At 73.0% G+C, this 18,266-nt stretch carries 14 protein-coding genes and 2 tRNA genes; 9 read left to right on the top strand and 7 right to left on the bottom strand.

Annotation, left to right across the window (positions count from 1 at the left end; translation table 11 throughout):
- Window positions 1–4 precede the first annotated feature (4 nt).
- The 5 genes from OG514_RS07670 (at window position 5) to OG514_RS07650 (ending at window position 7,123) form a co-directional block, all read left to right on the top strand.
- Window positions 5–2,638 carry an SPFH domain-containing protein gene (locus OG514_RS07670; protein WP_266892202.1) on the top strand — a complete coding sequence of 878 codons (2,634 nt, stop codon included), beginning with the start codon at window positions 5–7 and terminating at the stop codon, window positions 2,636–2,638.
- Window positions 2,639–2,767: 129 nt separating this feature from the next.
- Window positions 2,768–3,361 (top strand): lytic polysaccharide monooxygenase, encoded by a 594-nt coding sequence (locus OG514_RS07665; protein WP_266892200.1) that lies wholly within the window; start codon window positions 2,768–2,770, stop codon window positions 3,359–3,361.
- An 80-nt stretch (window positions 3,362–3,441) separates the two neighbouring features.
- A complete protein-coding gene (locus tag OG514_RS07660; RefSeq protein ID WP_266892198.1) occupies window positions 3,442–5,109 on the top strand; it encodes an AMP-binding protein in 1,668 nt (555 codons plus the stop codon).
- Window positions 5,110–5,225: 116 nt separating this feature from the next.
- Window positions 5,226–6,530: a sensor domain-containing protein gene (locus tag OG514_RS07655; RefSeq protein ID WP_266892196.1), complete on the top strand. Its 1,305-nt coding sequence runs from the start codon at window positions 5,226–5,228 to the stop codon at window positions 6,528–6,530.
- Window positions 6,461–7,123, top strand: coding sequence for a response regulator transcription factor (locus tag OG514_RS07650; RefSeq protein WP_266892194.1), 663 nt, complete (start codon window positions 6,461–6,463; stop codon window positions 7,121–7,123). The genes OG514_RS07655 and OG514_RS07650 overlap by 70 nt, the downstream gene beginning before the upstream one ends.
- Before the next feature lie 53 nt (window positions 7,124–7,176).
- Here the strand turns inward: OG514_RS07650 and OG514_RS07645 are convergent.
- Both OG514_RS07645 and OG514_RS07640 read right to left on the bottom strand, forming a co-directional pair.
- Window positions 7,177–7,250 (bottom strand) — tRNA-Lys (locus OG514_RS07645).
- Between the two features lie 111 nt (window positions 7,251–7,361).
- The gene (locus OG514_RS07640; protein ID WP_266892192.1) at window positions 7,362–8,120 is read right to left on the bottom strand and encodes an IclR family transcriptional regulator; all 759 of its coding nucleotides are present in this window, start codon (window positions 8,118–8,120) and stop codon (window positions 7,362–7,364) included.
- A 403-nt stretch (window positions 8,121–8,523) separates the two neighbouring features.
- Between OG514_RS07640 and OG514_RS07635 the strand changes: the two genes are divergently transcribed.
- Both OG514_RS07635 and OG514_RS07630 read left to right on the top strand, forming a co-directional pair.
- Window positions 8,524–9,597, top strand: coding sequence for an LLM class flavin-dependent oxidoreductase (locus OG514_RS07635; protein WP_266892190.1), 1,074 nt, complete (start codon window positions 8,524–8,526; stop codon window positions 9,595–9,597).
- A 337-nt stretch (window positions 9,598–9,934) separates the two neighbouring features.
- Complete coding sequence (locus OG514_RS07630) at window positions 9,935–11,608, top strand: glycosyl hydrolase family 18 protein (protein WP_266892188.1); 1,674 nt, start codon at window positions 9,935–9,937, stop codon at window positions 11,606–11,608.
- A 200-nt stretch (window positions 11,609–11,808) separates the two neighbouring features.
- On the opposite strand, the gene OG514_RS07625 is transcribed toward OG514_RS07630, so the two are convergent.
- Window positions 11,809–13,620, bottom strand: a complete 1,812-nt coding sequence (locus OG514_RS07625) for a bifunctional diguanylate cyclase/phosphodiesterase (RefSeq protein ID WP_266900778.1) — start codon at window positions 13,618–13,620, stop codon at window positions 11,809–11,811.
- 620 nt (window positions 13,621–14,240) lie between these two features.
- Between OG514_RS07625 and OG514_RS07620 the strand changes: the two genes are divergently transcribed.
- On the top strand, window positions 14,241–15,491 hold the full coding sequence (locus OG514_RS07620) for a M6 family metalloprotease domain-containing protein (protein ID WP_266892186.1): 1,251 nt from the start codon (window positions 14,241–14,243) through the stop codon (window positions 15,489–15,491).
- A 71-nt stretch (window positions 15,492–15,562) separates the two neighbouring features.
- Here OG514_RS07620 and OG514_RS07615 read toward each other — a convergent pair.
- From OG514_RS07615 to OG514_RS07600, 4 genes are all read right to left on the bottom strand, one after another.
- Window positions 15,563–15,636, bottom strand: a tRNA-Lys gene (locus tag OG514_RS07615).
- On the bottom strand, window positions 15,627–16,253 hold the full coding sequence (locus tag OG514_RS07610) for a bifunctional DNA primase/polymerase (RefSeq protein WP_266892184.1): 627 nt from the start codon (window positions 16,251–16,253) through the stop codon (window positions 15,627–15,629). Before OG514_RS07610 ends, OG514_RS07615 begins: the two co-directional genes overlap by 10 nt.
- 236 nt (window positions 16,254–16,489) lie before the next feature.
- Complete coding sequence (locus tag OG514_RS07605) at window positions 16,490–16,846, bottom strand: hypothetical protein (RefSeq protein ID WP_055602569.1); 357 nt, start codon at window positions 16,844–16,846, stop codon at window positions 16,490–16,492.
- Window positions 16,847–16,977: 131 nt separating this feature from the next.
- The gene (locus OG514_RS07600; RefSeq protein ID WP_266892176.1) at window positions 16,978–17,592 is read right to left on the bottom strand and encodes a TetR/AcrR family transcriptional regulator; all 615 of its coding nucleotides are present in this window, start codon (window positions 17,590–17,592) and stop codon (window positions 16,978–16,980) included.
- Window positions 17,593–17,663: 71 nt separating this feature from the next.
- On the opposite strand from OG514_RS07600, the gene OG514_RS07595 reads away from it, so the two are divergent.
- A complete protein-coding gene (locus tag OG514_RS07595) occupies window positions 17,664–18,260 on the top strand; it encodes a peroxiredoxin-like family protein (RefSeq protein ID WP_266892174.1) in 597 nt (198 codons plus the stop codon).
- Window positions 18,261–18,266: the final 6 nt, after the last annotated feature.

Below are 18,266 nucleotides of genomic sequence, written 5' to 3'. Positions count from 1 at the left end.
CCGAATGACGGCATCGACCCCGAACCCCGCGGACTCCGGCGCGGCGGCCTCACGTGACGCGGCCCGCACGGCGAGACGCCTGACGGACGGCAGCCTCCCCCGTACACCCCCTCCCCAGACCGCACCCCCGGGCACTCCGCCGACCCGGCAGGACGTGACGGCGGAGCCCGCGGCGGACGGTGCGGCGGTGGACGCGGCGGTGGGTGCGGTCGCGGTCGCGGCCGCCGGAGCCGTGTCGCCGACGCCGACCGGGGGTGACGCGCCGACGCCCGCTCCGGACGGGGCGACCGTGCCCGCGGACGTCACGTCGGACGGAGCGCCCGGCGCGGCGGCTCCCGCGCCGGGACCCTCTGCGGCGGGTGAGCGGATGCCGGCCTCGGACGACGCGGCGGCGTCCCCGGGGACACCGCGGCGCCGGGTCCCGGTCTGGCCGGAGCCGGGCGCGCGAGGCGGCGGCGCGGCGGAGGCGGAGGCGGCGGAGGCGGAGGCGGCGGCGCGGCCGGAGGACCCGACGGCGCCCGCCGACACGTCACCGGGTCAGTCGGGTCGGCCCGGACCGTCGGCCACGCCGATCGTGGGTACGACGGGGGCGCCCGTCTCCTCGGGACCCGCCCCGGCGGGCGCGGACCCGGCCCTCGCCGCACACACCGGCCTCACGGCGCCCGGGCCGTCCGCGGACTCCGCCGGTCCGGTCCGGTCGGGCGGGTCGACCTCCGTCCCCGGCGTGACGCAGCCGGGTGCCCCGGCGAGGCATCCCGGCGCGTTGCCGGTCCGCCCGGTCGGGTCCGCTGCCGGTACGCCGACGGGGGCGCCGGCCACTTCGGGTACCGCCCCGGTGGTCACCCGAGTCCAACCCGTCGTGCCCGCCTACCCCGGTACTCAGCCGACCCAGCCGACCCAGCCGACACAGTCGGCACAGTCGGCACAGCCGGGCGACCCGGCGAGGCCTTCCGGGACGTCGGGCACCTCGGGAACCGCCCCGGCCGTTCGGCCGGAGATGGCAGGCGCGCCCTCGACCTCGCCCGCACCCTCCGCCACGGCCACGGCCACGGCCACGGCCACGGCCACGGCCACGGCCACGGCCACGGCCACGGGCAAGCACGCCCGCCCCGCTGCCTCCTCCTCCACCACCCCCCTCAAGGCCGCCGCCGTCACCGTGCGGCCAGGTGGTCCCGCGCCGGTCCCCGTGGCGGTCACCGTGCCGACCACGACGCCCGGCGTCGAGCGCGGCGCCACGCCCGACTTCGGGCGGATCGCCGGTGCCGGCGTCGGAGCCGTCGCCGTGCCCGTCGCCGCCGTCGTGCGGGTCGCGCGGCGGAAGAACGTGATCGGAGCCGAGACCACCGGCTCCATCCCGGTCCATCTGCTCTTCCGCGACGAGCCGGAGACCGCGGCGCCCCGCGCGGCGCGCGACGACGACGGCGGTCCCGACACCGTCGCCATGGCCGTACCCACCCTGTCCGGGCCGAGCAAGAGCCCCGCGATCCCGGGCCCGTCGAAGATCCAGGCGCAGGCGCAGGCGCAGTCGCAGACCCAGTCCCAGTCCCAGGTTCAGCCCGGGGCCGGCACCAAGCCCGGGAGCAAGTCCAAGTCCAGGGCGAAGCCCCAGCCCGCGCCCAAGTCGCAGGACAAGGCGCCGCTGGACAAGGACCGGCCCAGGGCGCACGACAAGGACCGGCCCAGGGCGCAGGCCAAGGCCGCTGCCGCCGCCTCCCGGCCCGCGCCCAGCGCGGACCCCGCTCTCGTCGAGCGGCCGGGGCCGGTGCTGCCCGGGTGGGTGGGGGTGGTCGGCGGGGCCCTCGCGCTCGCCGGCTGCGCGGCGGTCGTGTGGTGGGCCGGGGCCGTGCCCGGGGAGGCGGCCAGGATGCTGCGGCTCCCGGAACGCCCGTACAACGGCATTCATCTCGGCCAGTGGGCGCTCCTCGCGCTCGGTGTCGTCCTCACCCTGTTCGCGCTCGGCGGGCTCGGCCGCGGCCGGGTCGGCTACGCCTGGGTGCTGACCCTGTTCGGCGACTACCGGGGCACGGTCCGCCGTACCGGACTGGTCTGGGTCAGCCCGCTCCTCCTGCGCCGCCGGGTCGACGTACGGCTCCGGCACTGGCGCAGTGAGCCGCTGTCGGCCGTCGACGCCAAGGGCACCGCGCTCGATGTCGTCGTGCTCGTGGTGTGGCGGGTGCGGGACACGGTCCGGGCGGCGCTCGGGGTCGACGGGCACGAGGACTACCTGCGGGAGCAGGTGGAGGCGGCGATGGCCCGGGTGCTGTCGCAGCTGCCGGCGGACGCCTTCCACGAGGACGCGCCGACGCTCCGGGACGCGGAGGCGGTCGGCGAGGCCCTGACGCGGATGCTGTCGGCGGAGTGCGCCCCGGTCGGTGTGGACGTGTTCTCGGCGCAGCCGACGCGGATCGAGTACGCCCCGGAGGTCGCGGCGGCGATGACGCGGCGCCGGATCGCGGCGATCGACGCGAAGCACCGGGACAGCGTGCTGACGTCGGTGGTGGACGCGGTGGACGACGTGGTCCACCGGCTGACCAGTCGTGGTCTGGTGGAGCTCGACGACTACGAGCGCAAGGCGCTGGTCAAGGACCTGACGGTGGCGTTCTACACGGGTCGGACGGGTCCCGTAGAGGGGGCGTGAAGGGATGGACATGTTCAACTTCCGTCCATACCTTGGTACTTGGTCCAGACCAAAATCGGTACGTCGTAAGACCGCACGCGTGCGCGCACGGCCCAACGGAACTCCCCCACGTTCTCCTGGAGCGACAGCATGCGCAAAAAGTCAGTCGGGTCGGCGGTGGTGGCGCTCGGCGTCGCCGGCGTCACCCTCTTCGCCACCGGTAGCGCCGGCAGCCACGGCTACACCGACTCGCCGATCAGTCGTCAGAAGCTCTGCGCCAACGGCACCGTGACCAACTGCGGCTCCATACAGTGGGAGCCCCAGTCGGTCGAGGGCCCCAAGGGCTTCCCCGCCGCCGGTCCCGCCGACGGCAAGATCTGTTCCGCCGGGCTCACGCAGTTCGCCGAGCTCGACGACCCCCGGGGCGGCGCGTGGCCCGCGACCCAGCTCTCGGCGGGGCAGAGCTACAGCTTCCGCTGGCAGTTCACGGCCCGGCACCGCACCACGGACTTCAAGTACTACATCACCAAGAACGGCTGGAACCCGAGTCAGAAGCTGACCCGGGCCATGCTGGACCCCCAGCCGTTCCTGACCGTCCCCTACAACAACCAGCAGCCGCCGGCGACCCTCTCGCACTCCGGGACGATCCCGGCGGGCAAGACGGGCCGTCACCTGATCCTGGCGGTGTGGACGATCGCGGACACCGCGAACGCGTTCTACGCGTGCTCGGACGTCAAGTTCTGAGGAGAGTCCTGACGCCCGGGTGACCCGGTGACCGTTCCTGACGGTTCAGTTCTGATGACCCGTCAGTTACAGTCCGGCCCATGAGGGGTGCGGACACCGTCGCGGAGCTCGTACGGCGCCAATGGGGCGACCACCGGATCGGCCTGAGGGACGAGCACCACACCCTCACCCACCACCAGGTCGCCGCGGGCGCCGCCGCGCGGGCCGCACTGCTCGTGGACCTGATGCCACCCCTGCCGGGGGGCGAGCCGCACCTCGGCATCCTGCTCGACAACACGCCGGAGTACCCGCTCTGGCTCAGCGCGGCGGCCCTCGCGGGGGCCGCCGTCGCCGGGATCAACCCCACTCGGCGCGGCGCCGAACTCGCCCGGGACATCCGGCACACCGCATGCCGGGTCCTGGTCACCCAACGCGCCCACCTGCCGCTCCTCGACGGACTGCCGCTGCCGGGGGTGCGCATCCTGGTCACGGACACCGACGCCTACCGGGAACTCCTCGCCCCCTACGGGACCGCCCGCCCGGGCGACGCACGCCTCGGCCCCGTACGGCCCGACAGCCGCTTCCTGCTCTCCTTCACCTCCGGTTCGACGGGCGCGCCCAAAGCCGCGCTCTGCAGCCAGGGCCGGCTGGCCGCCGCGGGCGCCTCCCTCGTCTCCCACTTCGGCGTGGGGCGGGACGACGTCCACTACGTATGCATGCCGATGTTCCACGGCAACGCGGTGATCGCCGACTGGGCGCCCGCGCTCGCCGCCGGAGCCGGAGTGGCGTTACGGGCCCGCTTCTCGGCCTCCCGATTCCTGCCGGACGTACGCCGGTTCGGCGCCACGTACTTCACCTACGTCGGCCGGGCGGTGCAGTACCTCCTGGCCACCCCGCCCGCCCCGGACGACCGGACGCACTCGCTGCGGCTCGGCTTCGGCACCGAGGCGGGGGCGGTGGACGCGGCCCGCTTCCGCGAACGCTTCGGAGTGCCGCTCGTCGAGGGGTACGGCTCCTCCGAGGGAGGCGCGGCGATCCAGCGGACCCCGGACACGCCGACGGGGGCGATAGGCCGGGCCGCGCCGGGCGACGACCTGGCGGTGGTGGACGCGGAGACGGGCCGCGAGTGCGAGGCGGCCCGCTTCTCACCCACCGGCCGGCTCCTCAACGCCTCCGAGGCGGTCGGCGAACTCGTCAACCGGGGCCGCAGCCCCTTCGAAGGCTACTGGCGCAACCCGGAGGCGGAGGCGGCCCGGCTGCGCGACGGCTGGTACTGGACCGGCGACCTCTTCTACCGGGACGCGGACGGCTACCTCTACTTCGCGGGCCGTACGGACGACCGGCTGCGGGTCGACAGCGAGAACCTGGCAGCGGCCATGATCGAACACATCCTGGCCCGCTGGGACCGGGCCGCGGGGGTCGCGGTCTATGCGATACCGGACCCGGTGGCGGGGGACCAGGTCATGGCCGCGATCGCCCTGCGCGAGGGCGCGGTCTTCGAACCGGCGGAGTTCGCGACGTTCCTCGCCGCCCAGCAGGACCTGGGCACGAAGATGCCGCCGCGGTTCGTCCGGGTGATGACCGAACTCCCCCTCACGGCCACGAACAAGATCCACCGAGTGGCCCTGCGCCGCGCGTCCTTCCTCTGCGAGGACCCCGTCTGGTGGCGCCCGACCCCGACGTCCCCGTACGAACGTCTGACCGGCCCGGCGACCGAAGCCCTCCGCGCGCAGTACACCCACCACGCCCGCGAACCCCACGCCCCCTGACACCAACTCGCCCCCGTGGGGCCCACGCCGGCGGGGTGGAGGTAGGGCCAGGGCTACCCCCGGTGCACTGGGCCGGCCCAGTGTCCATCGCGCCTCCCGGGCCTAACGTGGGCCGCATGGAACCCCGTACCCCCTGGCAGGCGCTCACCCGGCCACGCTTCCCGCGCAGCTCCTGGCCCTGGCGGGCCGTCGCCTATCTGGTCAGCGGCGGGCTCGTCGGGGCCGCGGCCTGTGCCGTGTTCCTGCTCCTCGGGCTGTTCTCCGTGCTGCTCGTGGGGCTGCCCCTGCTTCTGCTCTCCGGCCTCGCCCTCGGCGGCATCGAGCGCCGTCGCCTCGGCCTCGTCGACCTCGATCCCGCCCCCGACCCGCACCGCGTCCCCACCGCACCCGGCCTCGCCGCCTGGCTCCGGCTCCGGGCGGGGGAGCAGGCGACCTGGCGGGAGTTCGCGTACGCCCTGCTCCTCGCCACCGTCCTGTGGCCGCTCGACCTCGTCGCGGTCGCCGTCGGCATCGGCCTGCCCGTCCTGCTCATCGGCGCTCCCGTCCAGCTGGCGGTGGACGGCCAGGAGGCCAAGGTCGTCAAGGCGTACCTGGTGACCTCCTACCCCGAGGCCTTCGCCGCCGCCCTCCTCGGCGCGGTCCTCCTCGTCGCCCTCGCCTACCCGCTCGCCGCCTTCGCCGGAGCCCGGGCCGCCCTCGCCCGCGCCCTGCTCACGCCCCGCGAGAGCGAACAGCGCGGCGCGATCGGCGAGGTCATCGCCTCCCGCGCCCGGCTCGTCGACGCCTTCGAGGCCGAGCGGCGCCGGATCGAGCGCGATCTGCACGACGGCGCCCAGCAGCGCCTGGTCGCCCTCACCATGACCCTGGGTCTCGCCCGCCTCGACGCCCCGCCGGGCGGCCCGCTCGCCGACCAGCTGGCGAAGGCGCACGCGGAGGCAGGGCAGGTCCTGACCGAGCTGCGCGAGCTGATCCACGGCATCCATCCGCAGGTCCTCGCCGACTACGGGCTGGGCCCGGCCCTGGCCGACGCCGCCGACCGGTCCGCGGTCCCGGTCGCCACGGACGTGGAGCTGCCCCGGCTGCCGGAGTCCGTCGAGAGCGCGGGGTACTTCGCCGGCTGCGAGGCCCTCGCCAACATCGGCAAGCACAGCGGCGCGAGCCGGGCCCGGATCACCGCCCGGCACGCGGACGGCGTCCTGCGGATAGACGTCGAGGACGACGGACGCGGCGCCGCGGACCCGGCCGGGGGCACCGGTCTCACCGGACTCGCCGACCGGCTCGCCGTCCTCGATGGCAGACTGACGATCATGAGCCCGCCGGGCGGGCCGACCCTCCTCCGAGTGGAGATCCCGTGCCCCGCACTGACCGAAAGCTCCGTGTCGTCCTCGCCGAGGACAGCGTCCTCCTCCGGGAGGGACTGATCGGGCTCCTGGCCCGCTTCGGCCACGAGGTCGTCGCCGCCGTCGGTGACGCCGACGCCCTGCGCGAGGCGGTGACCGCCCACGACCCGGACATCGTCGTCACCGACGTCCGGATGCCGCCCGGTTTCCAGGACGAGGGGCTGCGTGCCGCGGTCGCGCTCCGCGCCGAGCGGCCCGCGCTGCCGGTCCTCGTGCTCAGTCAGTACGTGCAGCGCAGCTACGCCGCCGACCTCCTCGACGCGGGCGACGGCACCGGCGTCGGCTATCTGCTCAAGGACCGGGTCGGTCAGGTGGAGGAGTTCCTCGACGCGCTGACCCGGGTCGCGGACGGCGGGACGGTCGTCGATCCCGAGGTCGTACGGCAGCTGCTGCGCCGGCACCGCGATCCGCTGGAGGCGCTGACCCCGCGCGAGCGCGAGGTCCTCGGCCTGGTTGCGGAGGGCCATTCCAACGGGGCGATCGCCCGCCGCCTGGTCGTCACCGAGGCCGCCGTCGGCAAGCACATCGGCAACATCCTGGCGAAGCTGGACCTGCCGCCGGCCGACGACACCCACCGCCGGGTCCTCGCCGTCCTGACCTACCTCCGGGCCTGACGGGGAAGGGCACGAAAAAGCCCCCCGCTTCCGCGAGGGGCTTCTTCCGTCTGTGCGCCGCCAGGGACTCGAACCCCGGACCCGCTGATTAAGAGTCAGCTGCTCTAACCAACTGAGCTAGCGGCGCTTGCTGACAGAGAAAATACTACCCGGTCCGGCGGGGTGCTCATGACCACCCCGCGTGACCGGGCCGTGAGGACCCCCGAATGCCTCGGTGGAACGCCCTCGGGGGACTGCCTCAGATCGCCAGCGCCATGACCACCGGAGCGGCCCGTCGGTTCAGCGTGTCGGCCGCCGCGCGCAGTCGGTGGGCGTGCTCGATGGGCAGGGAGAGCGCGAGGCAGCCCACGGCGGAGCCCGCCGTCAGCGGTACGGCCGCGCAGACCGTGCCCACCGCGTACTCCTGGAGGTCGAGCACCGGGACGGTCGCCGGCTGGCTGTCCAGCTTGGAGAAGAGGATCCGCTCGCTGGTGATCGTCCGGGAGGTCAGCCGGGCGATCTTGTGCCGGGACAGGTGGTCCCGACGTCCGTTCTGGTCGAGCTGGGTGAGCAGGCACTTGCCGACCGCGCTGGCGTGCGCGGCCGAGCGGAAGTCCACCCACTCGTTGACCTTGGGTGTGCGCGGACCGTCGGCGAACTGGGTGATCTTCACCTCGCCGTCGATGTACCGGCTGATGTAGACCGCGGCGCCGACGGAGTCGCGCAGCTCGGTCAGGGTCTCCTGGAGCTTCGCCTCCAGGGCCTCGCGGCGGGTCATGCCGGAGCCGAGGAGGACGAGGGAGTCCCCGATCACGTACGCGCCGTCGGCGACCTGCTCGACGTACCCCTCACGGCGGAGCATGAGGAGCAGCGAGGAGAGGTGGGCGACGGGCAGGCCCGTTTCGCGCGCGATCTGGACGTCCGTCACTCCGCCACCGTGCCGTGAGATCGTCTCTAGGACGCGCAAGGCGTATTGCACCGAGTGGAACGGCGCGGTGGGCTCGGGCTTCAGCGCCACGGTTTCCCCCTACCAGGTTGTGACCGCAAGCTTTCGTACCACGATAGCCGCCAAGCACCGTTTACGGGGCGGCTGTTGGCGAGAATGATGCGGAGCATCCGGCCTCTGGCCTTGGGCGCGCCACTCTGGCATATGCCCTGGTCATGAGTGCTCCGCAGAGTGTCAGGTCAGGGCCGTGCGCGAGGGCGTTCGCGTGGGTGTTCGGCTCCTGGAGAACGGGAGATTTTTTACGGGGAAGCGGACGCGGCAACGGCTCTTGCGGTGGCCGGGAAGCACCCGGCGGGGACCGGAATAAACGGAGACACCCTCCTGTTGTCAACGAGTCCAAGCCGATTCACGGGTCCGTACGTGTGCCTCACGGGTCCGTGACGAGTCCGTACGTGTGCCGAGGAGGGTCCCGAAGGTGACCGACGCTATTCGAGGAGAGGCGCGGGGATCCGCGCCCGTACCGTTGTCCGTACTGGACCTGGTGACCGTCGGCAGCGGCAGGACCGCGACCCAGGCGCTCGCCACCAGCGTCGAGCTGAGCAGGCTCGCCGAGCGGCGCGGCTTCCACCGGCACTGGGTGGCCGAGCACCACTCCATGCCCGGTGTCGCCTCCTCGTCCCCGGCCGTGATCCTCGCGCACCTCGCCGCCCACACCCGGCGCATCCGCCTCGGCTCGGGCGGCGTCATGCTGCCCAACCATGCCCCGCTCGTCGTCGCCGAGCAGTTCGGCACCCTGGAGGCCTTCGCCCCGGGCCGGATCGACCTCGGCCTCGGGCGCGCGCCCGGCACCGACGGGGCCACGGCGGCCGCCCTGCGGCGCGGCAACACCCTGAACGAGGGCGCGGACGACTTCCCGGAGCAGCTCGCCGAGCTGACCCGCTTCCTGGACGACGACTTCCCGGACGGTCACCCGTACGCCCGGATCCACGCCGTGCCCGGCCCGGTGCAGGGCCCGAAGGGCCGCCCGCCGGTCTGGCTGCTCGGCTCCTCCGGCTTCAGCGCCCGGCTCGCCGGTCTGCTCGGGCTGCCCTTCGCCTTCGCCCACCACTTCTCGGCCAGGAACACGATCCCGGCGCTCGACCTCTACCGGGAGTCCTTCCGGCCCTCCGCGGTCCTCGACGCGCCGTACGCGATGATCGGCGTCTCGGCGTTCGCCGCCGACGAGGCGGCGCAGGCCCGCCGCCAGGTCCTCGCCGGAGCCCTGGCGATGCTGCGGCTGCGCACCGGCCGACCGGGTCTCGTGCCGACGCCGGAGGAGGCGGAGGCGTACGGATTCAGCCCCGCCGAGAAGGAGTTCGCGAACGACTGGCTGGCGAACATCGTGTACGGCACTCCGGACGAGGTCCGCACCGGCCTGGACGACCTCCGGAAGCGGACGGGCGCCGACGAACTGATGATCACGGCGAACGGGCACGGCGGGGAGGAGCGGGTGCGGAGCTACGAGCTCATCGCGGACGCGTACGAACTCCCGGTGCTGCCGGAGGAGTAGGGCGCGAAGGGGGCTTCGGGGGGCCGGCGGGGGTGGCGGCGAACCGGGGTGCCTCGTTCCGGGCCCGGGGCGGCCGGGTAAAAACCCTGGTTTCCCCGACCGGTTGGTTCCTGCACGGATCCGGCTCGGACCAACCGTAAGTGAACCTTAAACCGCTCGTCACCGATGGTGGCGGGCGGTTCCGTTTTGTGCTGCGGGGCGCTGACAAGGCCTTTCTCCTTCGAATTGGTCTAGTCCTCAATCTGGTTCAGACCATTGACGCACTGTTCACGCGCCGGTTATCACTGCTCCAGCTCCTGTACGGCACTACCCCCGCACTCCCCGTTGGAGGCCGCACGTGCACCCCCGTAAGCCCTTGATCGCCGCGCTCCTCAGCACGGCCCTCGCCGCCGGCGCCCTCGCGGCGACCGCCGGCCTCGGCTCCGCCCAGGCGGCCGACACGACGAGCACTGCCGCCGCGGGTGGTGTGCGCATCGCGTACTACGACCAGTGGAGCGTCTACGGCAACGCGTTCTACCCCAAGCACCTCGACACCCGGGGCATCGCGAGCAACCTGGACGTCATCAACTACTCGTTCGGCAACATCCACCCCACCAACCTCACCTGTTTCGAGGCCAACAAGGCCGCCGGTGACGACAACAACCCCAACGCGGGTGACGGTGCGGGCGACTCGTACGCCGACTACCAGAAGTCCTTCAGTGCGGCGGACAGCGTCGACGGCGTCGCCGACACGTGGAACCAGCCGATCGTGGGCGTCTTCAACCAGTTCAAGGAACTGAAGGCGAAGTACCCCCACCTGAAGATCAACATCTCGCTCGGCGGCTGGACGTACTCCAAGTACTTCAGCGACGCGGCGAAGACGGACGCGAGCCGCAAGAAGCTCGTCTCCTCCTGCATCGACCAGTACATCAAGGGCAACCTGCCGGTCGAGGGCGGCTTCGGCGGCGCCGGCACGGCGGCCGGCATCTTCGACGGCATCGACATCGACTGGGAGTACCCCGGCTCCTCCGGCGGCCACCTGGGCAACCACTACGCCCCCGAGGACAAGCAGAACTTCACCCTCCTCCTCGCCGAGTTCCGCAAGCAGCTCGACGAGTACGGCGCGGCCAACGGCGGCAAGAAGTACCTGCTGACCTCGGCCCTCCCGGCCGGCCAGGACAAGATCAAGTACATCGAGACCGACAAGATCGGCCAGTACTTGGACTACGCCAACATCATGACGTACGACATGCACGGCGCCTGGGACGGCGACGGGCCGACGTACCACCAGTCCCCGCTCTACTCCGGTGCCAACGACCCGACCGACGTGATCGCGCCGGGCACCGAGAAGTACTCGATCGACAACGCGATCGACTCCTGGATCGACGGCAAGCCCGCCTACGGCATCGCCGGCGGCTTCCCCGCCAACAAGCTGACCCTCGGCTACGAGTTCTACTACCGCGGCTGGAAGGGCGTCCCGGCCGGGTCCGCCAACGGCCTCGCGGGCACCGCGACCGGCGGCTCCAACGCCCGCCCGCTCAGCCAGCAGGCCGGCATCGCGCACTACAAGGAGCTCGGCGGCATCGTCGACAACGCGTCGACGACCTTCTGGGACGACCAGGCGAAGTCCTCGTACTTCTACAAGGACGGCGAGTTCTTCACCGGCCTCAACCAGAAGTCCATCCAGGCCCGGGTGGACTACGCCAAGCAGCGTGGCCTGGCCGGCGCGATGATGTACTCGCTCCTCGGCCTGGACGACAACGCCACCCTGCTGAAGCAGATCAACACCGCGCTCGGCGGCACCACCACCCCGCCGACGACGCCCCCGACCACCACGCCTCCGACGACCCCGCCGACGACCCCGCCCACGGGCTGCGGCTCGCTCCCGGCGTACGTGGCCGGCACCATCTACAACGCGGGCAACGAGGTCTCCCACAACGGCCGCAAGTACAAGGCCCAGTGGTGGACCCAGAACGAGACGCCGGGCACGACCGGCGAGTGGGGCGTCTGGAAGGACCTCGGCGCCTGCTGAGTGCCCGACCGGCCGAGTCCCCCCTGACCGGCTGAACCCCTCATGAACCGCTGCCCCCGCCCGGAATGTCCCTCCGGCCGGGGGCAGTTCCATGCCCTCGTGCGGCGGGTGCGGTTCCCTGTCTTCGTCCGACGCGTGCGGTTCCACGCCTTCGTCGGGCGGTGCGGTCCCCTGCCTTCGTCCGGGCGGGTGCGCGGGCCTCAGGCCGGCAGCGGTTCCGTGCCGATCAGCTCCGCGATACGGTCCGGGGCCACCGCCCGCGAGTACAGCCAGCCCTGCCCGGTGTCGCAGCCGATCCTGCGCAGCCGGCTCGCCTGCCCCGAGGTCTCGACGCACTCGGCGGTGACCGTCAGCCCCAACCGGTGCGCCAGCTGCACCAGCGCCTCGACGATGAGCTCGTCCGCCGGGTTGGCGTGCTCCTCGTCCTGGAAGCCGCGCACGAAGGAGCCGTCCAGCTTCAGCACGGAGACCGGCAGCCGGCTGAGGTAGGCCAGGTTCGAGTAGCCGGTGCCGAAGTCGTCGATCGCGATCCGCACGCCCATGTCGCTCAGCGCCTGGAGCGCCTGCAGCGGCCGCCCGGCAGAGCCCATCACGGCGGACTCGGTGAGCTCCAGCTGGAGCAGGTGCGGGGCCAGGCCCGTCTCCGCGAGGATGCCGGCGACATCGGCGACCAGGTCGGAGTCCCAGACCTGCCGGACCGCCACGTTGACGCTCACGAAGAGCGGGCGCTCGCGCGGATGGTCCTTCTGCCACTGCCGGGCCTGTCGGCAGGCCGTGCGGAGCACCCAGCGGCCCAGCTCCACGATGGAGCCGTCCTCCTCGGCGATCCCGATGAACCGATTCGGCGCGAGCTGGCCGAACTGCGGGTGGTTCCAGCGCACCAGCGCCTCCACCCCGCGTACCGCCCCGTCCGTCAGATCCACGAGCGGCTGGTACTCCAGGGCGAACTCCCCGCACTCCACGGCCGGGCGCAGGGTGGAGGAGAGCGCCTGCCGGGTCATCCGGTGCGCGTTGCGCTCCGGGTCGAAGAGGGTCCAGCGGGCCTTGCCGTCCGCCTTCGCCCAGTACAGCGTGGTGTCCGCGTCCTGCATCAGGGCGGTCGCCGTCGTCCCGCATCCGGAGCGCTCGACCACGCCGATCGAGGCGGAGACCGAGAGCCGCTGACCGCCCAGGTCGAAGGGCTGCTGGAGCGCGCACAGCACCGAGCGGGCCAGATCGGCGAGTTGCTCCGTACCGGTGGAGTCCTCGACCAGGATCGCGAACTCGTCCCCGCCGAGCCGCGCCACGAGATGGCCGCCGCTGCGGGTGTAGCCGTCGCTGTCCGCACACTCCGTCAGCCGGGCGGCCACGGCGGCGAGAAGCCGGTCGCCGACACGGTGTCCGAGGGTGTCGTTGACGGCCTTGAAGCCGTCGAGGTCCAGGTAGCAGAGACCGATCCGCCCTGTTCTGCCATACCCGTACGACTCGTACGACGAGCTGATAGTTTCGCCTGAGCCGGGCCCCCCGGGCCTCCCGGGCCCCCCGGGCCTCCCGCGCCTCCCGGGCCGCTCGGTACCGTCGGTCCGCTCGGTGTCCCGGGCGTCGCAGGCGTCCACGGCGTCCTGCGCGGAGGCCTCCAGGGCCGCCGAGAGACGCTCGAAGAACAGGGCCCGGTTGGGCAGTCGGGTCACCGGGTCGTGCATCTGGAGGTGGCGCAGCCGCGCCTGGAGTTCGCGCCGGTCGCTGATGTCCGCGATCGACAGCAGGACGCGCCGGCTGTCGGGGACGGGAGCGACCGTGACCTCGGCCCACAGTGAGCGGCCGTCGGCGTGCTTGAGGCGGCGGGTGCAGCGGAAGCGGGAGCGGCGGCCGCGCAGCACCTCGCGGTACGCGTGCCAGGTGCGCCCGTCGGACGCGAGGTCGACGAGATCGGCGGCGGCCTGCTCCCGGAGCGCCTCCGGCGCGGTGCCGAGGAGGACGCCGAAGGAGTCGTTGGCCGCGATGACGACGCCGTCCTGGTCGACGACGGCCATGGCGAGCTGCGCGACCCGGAAGGCGGCGCGGTAGTCCCGGAGTTCGGCGGAGAGGCGCTCGACGTGAGGCTCGGTACGGCGCTCGGCCTGGTGCTCGACGCGTGGCTCCCCGCGGTGCTCCGCGCGGTGGTCCACGCGTGGCTCCGCGCGGTGCTCGGTGCCTTGAGCCGCGTGGGCCTCGGGGTGACGCTCCGTGAGCGCGCGGGTCGCCGCGTGCGTCTCCGGCGGCTCTGGGTGCACCGGTCCTTCGGGGATTCCGTTCACCGCTCGCTCCCGTAGTGCAGTCGGGCCGGTCACATGTGGTCGGGACGGTCGGCCGAGGAAGAGTGTGCCGATCATAGAGCCCGTGCGGGGGAGCCTTCCAGCTCCGAGGCGCCTGCGGGGGGCGTCCGCCGCTGTGAGGCTGCCCACCGGCGCACCCCGCCCGATCGTTTCTGCGCGGGTCTGACACGGGTCGGCGACGACGTGACCGAATGTGACTTTCCGTGAGCCGAAGCGCGCTCGTGTCGCGTCGACCCCATGGCGCGCCCTCACCCGACCGGGGCAGCGGAAACATGCGAAACGCCGCGAATCGTCACAAGGTGGTTGAGGAGTCCCGCATTGCCGAACCGGAGGTCCACGTGAGGGGTCAGCAGCCACCCGGGGGAGTGGAACGCTCGCGGCTGCGTGCCGGTGCGGCGGCCCTCACCTCGTTCGCCGCCCTGGCCGCCACCGGGCTCGTTGCCGGCCCCGCCGTCGGCGCCCCCTCGGCGAGTCCCTGCGCCCTGCCCCGCACCGCCGCCCATCACTCGCTCGGCCTCGACACCTGGAACAGGTCGTATCCCCGCCCCGACCGCACCCTCGACGCGGTCATGATCTTCCTGTCCTTCCCGGACGCCGAGCCGCTCACCGATCCGGGCGAACTCGCCGCCGACCACTTCCCCGCCACCAGCGAGTTCTTCACCCGCGCCTCCTACGGGCGCTTCGCCCTGCGCCCGCACCTCCAGCGCGCCTGGACCCCGATGCCCAAGGAGTCGAGCGCGTACGGCATACGGCGTGACTGGGACGCCGGCCAGCGCAACGCCTACCTCCGCGACGCGATCGGCGCCGCCGACGCGAGCGTCGACTTCTCCCGGTACGACATCGTCTACCTGGTCGCCGACCCGGACGCGCCCGGCGTGGACTCCGACGCGACCAAGGTCGTCAACCTCGAACGCCCGATGGAGGTCGACGGCACCGAGATCAAGCGGGTCGTCACCGTCTTCGAGCGGCACCCGCCGGACCGCAACGTCCTCGCCCACGAGACCGGGCACGTCTTCGACCTGCCCGACCTCTACCACCGTCCGGCGGACGGCAAGGGTGACTGGGACACCCATGTGGGTGACTGGGACGTCATGGGCAGCCAGTTCGGGCTCTCCCCGGACCTCTTCGGCTGGCACAAGTGGAAGCTCGGCTGGCTCTCCCGCGACCAGGTGACCTGCGTCCAGGGCACGGGCCCCCGGATGGTGAGCCTGGAGCCGACCGACACCCAGCCGGCGGTCGGCGCCAGCCTCGGCACCCGGCTCGCCGTCGTCCGTACGGGCCCCGACAGCGCTCTCGCGGTCGAGGCCCGGAGCAGCGCCGGGAACAACGCCGAGACCTGCACCGAGGGCGTCCTCGTCTACCGGATCCGGGGCGGTGCGGCCTCCGGCGACGGACCGGTCGAGGTCGTCGACGCCCACCCGCGCACCGAGGCCTGCTGGGACCGCTCCGTCTACCCGCCGCTCGCGGACGCCCCCCTGGAGGAGGGCGAGACGCTCACCGTGCCGGGGACGGGGGTCCGGGTCGAGGTCACGGAACGCACCGCGACGGGTGCCTGGACGGTCAGGATCACCCCGCCCGCCGTCGAGTGAGCGGACGCGTCCGGGGCCTGCGCCCGAACACGAAGAAGCCCCCCGCTTCCGCGAGGGGCTTCTTCTGTCTGTGCGCCGCCAGGGACTCGAACCCCGGACCCGCTGATTAAGAGTCAGCTGCTCTAACCAACTGAGCTAGCGGCGCCTGCTGACGTCGTAGACATTAGCACCCGGATCGGCGGGAGGAAAAATCGATACCCGCACGTCGGCGGCGGAAGCGGCCCGGACGGCCCGCACGCAGGCCCAGAGCACGACCTCGGGCCCCGGCAGCCAGGGGCTCCGGGTGTCGGGCGCCACCAGCCAGCGGGGCCCCGAGGTGCCGGACGGCACGAGCGGCGGCACGGTCACCGCGTCCCCGACCCCGTGACAGAGCGGCCGGGGGACCGCCTCCCCCCACTCCTCCCAGTCCAGGAGGGCCGGCAGCCGCTGGGCCGTACCGGGCGCGGCGAACAGCATCATCCGGCCCCGGTGCACGGCGACGGGACCCGAACCCGGGCCCTCCTCCCATAGCCGGCCCAGCATCCGGCGACCGAAGACCGGGTCCACGTTGACGACGTCGAAGACGGTCCCGCAGGGCAGCGCCGCCGGGGAGTCCGGGCGGGCCTCCCAGCGGGTGAGCGCGGCCTCGCGGCCCCCGGTGGCCGAGGCGAGCCAGGCGGCCCCGTCGGCGGTCACCCGAGCGGTCTGGTGCCGCCCTTCGTCGCCCTCCCGGAGGAACCGGAAGATGTCGTGCGGGGTTTCTTCGCGCAGCCACGTCGTCATGGCTCCAGATCTACCGGCCGTAACGCCTCGGTCGCCGAGAGTTCACGGAATTCCGGACAGATGGGGAGGGTGAGGAGTATCGTGCACCCCCGGCATATGCCAGGGGTGCTTTTCGGCCACGGCCAGGCACTCCTGCGCCCGTTCGGTCCACCGTGCCCGCCCCGCCCGGTCCGCGCCCGTTCGGTCCACCGTGCCCGCCCCGCCCGGTCCGCGCCCGTTCGGTCCTCCGCGCCCGCTCAGTCCTCCGCGGGTCGGCCGTTCGTCCGGATGAGGTCGCGGCCGAACTCGATCATCTTCCGGGCGTAGTCCTCGGTCCACTGCGCCCGCTCGGCGACGTCCGCCGGCGTCAGCCGGTCGAACCGGCGCGGATCCGCCAGCTGCGCCGCCGCGATCGCCTGGAACTCCGTCGCGCGGTCGGTCGCCGCGCGGAACGCCAGGGTCAGCTCCGTCGCGCGGGACAGCAGCTCCCGCGGATCCTCCATCGACTCCAGGTCGAAGAAGTGCTCCGGGTCGGCGGTCGCCTCGGCAGGCTCGAAGACCAACGGTGCCGGCCTGAGCCGCCGCTGTCCGCTCCGCTCCGCGGGTTCCGCCATCGTCGTTCTCCTCTTCACGCTTCACGCACCGGTGCTTCGCGCACCGGCCCTTCGCACACGGGCGGCCCGGAACCCCGGGCCGTCTTCCATTCTCCCGCGCCCCGCAAGAGGGCGTCAGGGGCGAGGTCCGGTCAGCCGTCGAGACCGCGCAGGAGCAGTCGCAGGCCGCCGAAGAACTCCTGGTCGGGGCCGACCTCGCCGGCCGTCCGCGCGGTCTGCGTCAGATGCGGGAAGCGGTCCTCGGGCAGCGCGGCGATGGCCGACGTGCCCGCCCCGGCCAGCGGCCCGAGGTGTTCGAGCTGGATCGCCCCGGTGATGTACCCGTGGAGCGCGCGCAGGGCGACGACCCGTCGTGCGCCGTCGATGCCCGCCTCGGTCAGGATGCCGAGCACGGTCTCCGACCAGAGCAGGCCGCCGGGTGCGCGGTGCCGGTGGGTGAGGGTCAGCCGGACGGCTTCGGGGTGGCGGGCGACGGCGTCGCGCAGCCGCCCGACCATGGTCTCGACCCGGTCCCGCCAGGGGGCGTCCGCGGCGGGCGGTGCGGTGTCCATGTCGCCCAGGACGCGGTCGGCCACGAGCCCCTCCAGCTCCTCGCGGTCGGCGACGTAGCGGTAGAGCCCCATGGGGCTCATGTCGAGTTCCTTGGCGACGGTGCGCATGGAGAGGGCGGCGAGCCCGTCGCGGTCGATGACGGCGAGGGCGGCGGCGGCCAGCCGGTCCGGGGTGAGGGAGCGAGGTCGTGGCATGACGGTTGACAGCGTACGCCCTACGCCTACGCTGTTAGGAGTACGCCGTACGCCTACGAGGATGGTGTCCCATGCGCATGTCCCCGACCCCACCCCTGCCCCGGACCCGGCCGGCCCCCGGCGACTCCGTGCCGACCCGCACCCTCACCCCGGTCCTCGGGCCCGCGCTGACCCTTCCGGACCCCGGACGGACCACCCACGTCCAGTTCCGCCGCTTCGCGGGCTGCCCCGTCTGCAACCTCCACCTGCGGTCGGTGGCCCGGCGCCACGAGGAGATCGAGCGGGCCGGGATCCGGGAGGTCGTGTTCTTCCACTCGCCCGCCGAGGAGCTCCGCGAGCACGTGGCCCACCTGCCGTTCGCCGTCGTCGCCGACCCCGACAAGGTGCTGTACGCCGAGTTCGGGGTGGAGTCCCACCGCCGGGCCCTGCTCGACCCGCGCGGCTGGCCCGCGATCGTCGGGGGCGTGCTCCGTGACGCCTGGCAGCTGCTCCGGGGCAGGGGCACGCTGCCGGCCGGCGCGCAGCCGGCCGGGCGTCTGGGTCTCCCCGCCGATTTCCTGATCACGCCCGACGGCCGGGTCGCCGCCGCGAAGTACGGCGAGCACGTCTACGACCAGTGGTCGGTCGACGAACTCCTCACCCTGGCCGCGGAACCAGGGCCTGTCTGACAGACA

This window comes from Streptomyces sp. NBC_00572, assembly GCF_026341815.1.
Taxonomy (GTDB): domain Bacteria; phylum Actinomycetota; class Actinomycetes; order Streptomycetales; family Streptomycetaceae; genus Streptomyces.
The sequence above is the reverse complement of the archived record's forward strand: the minus strand, read 5'-3'. Positions and strand labels throughout refer to the sequence as shown.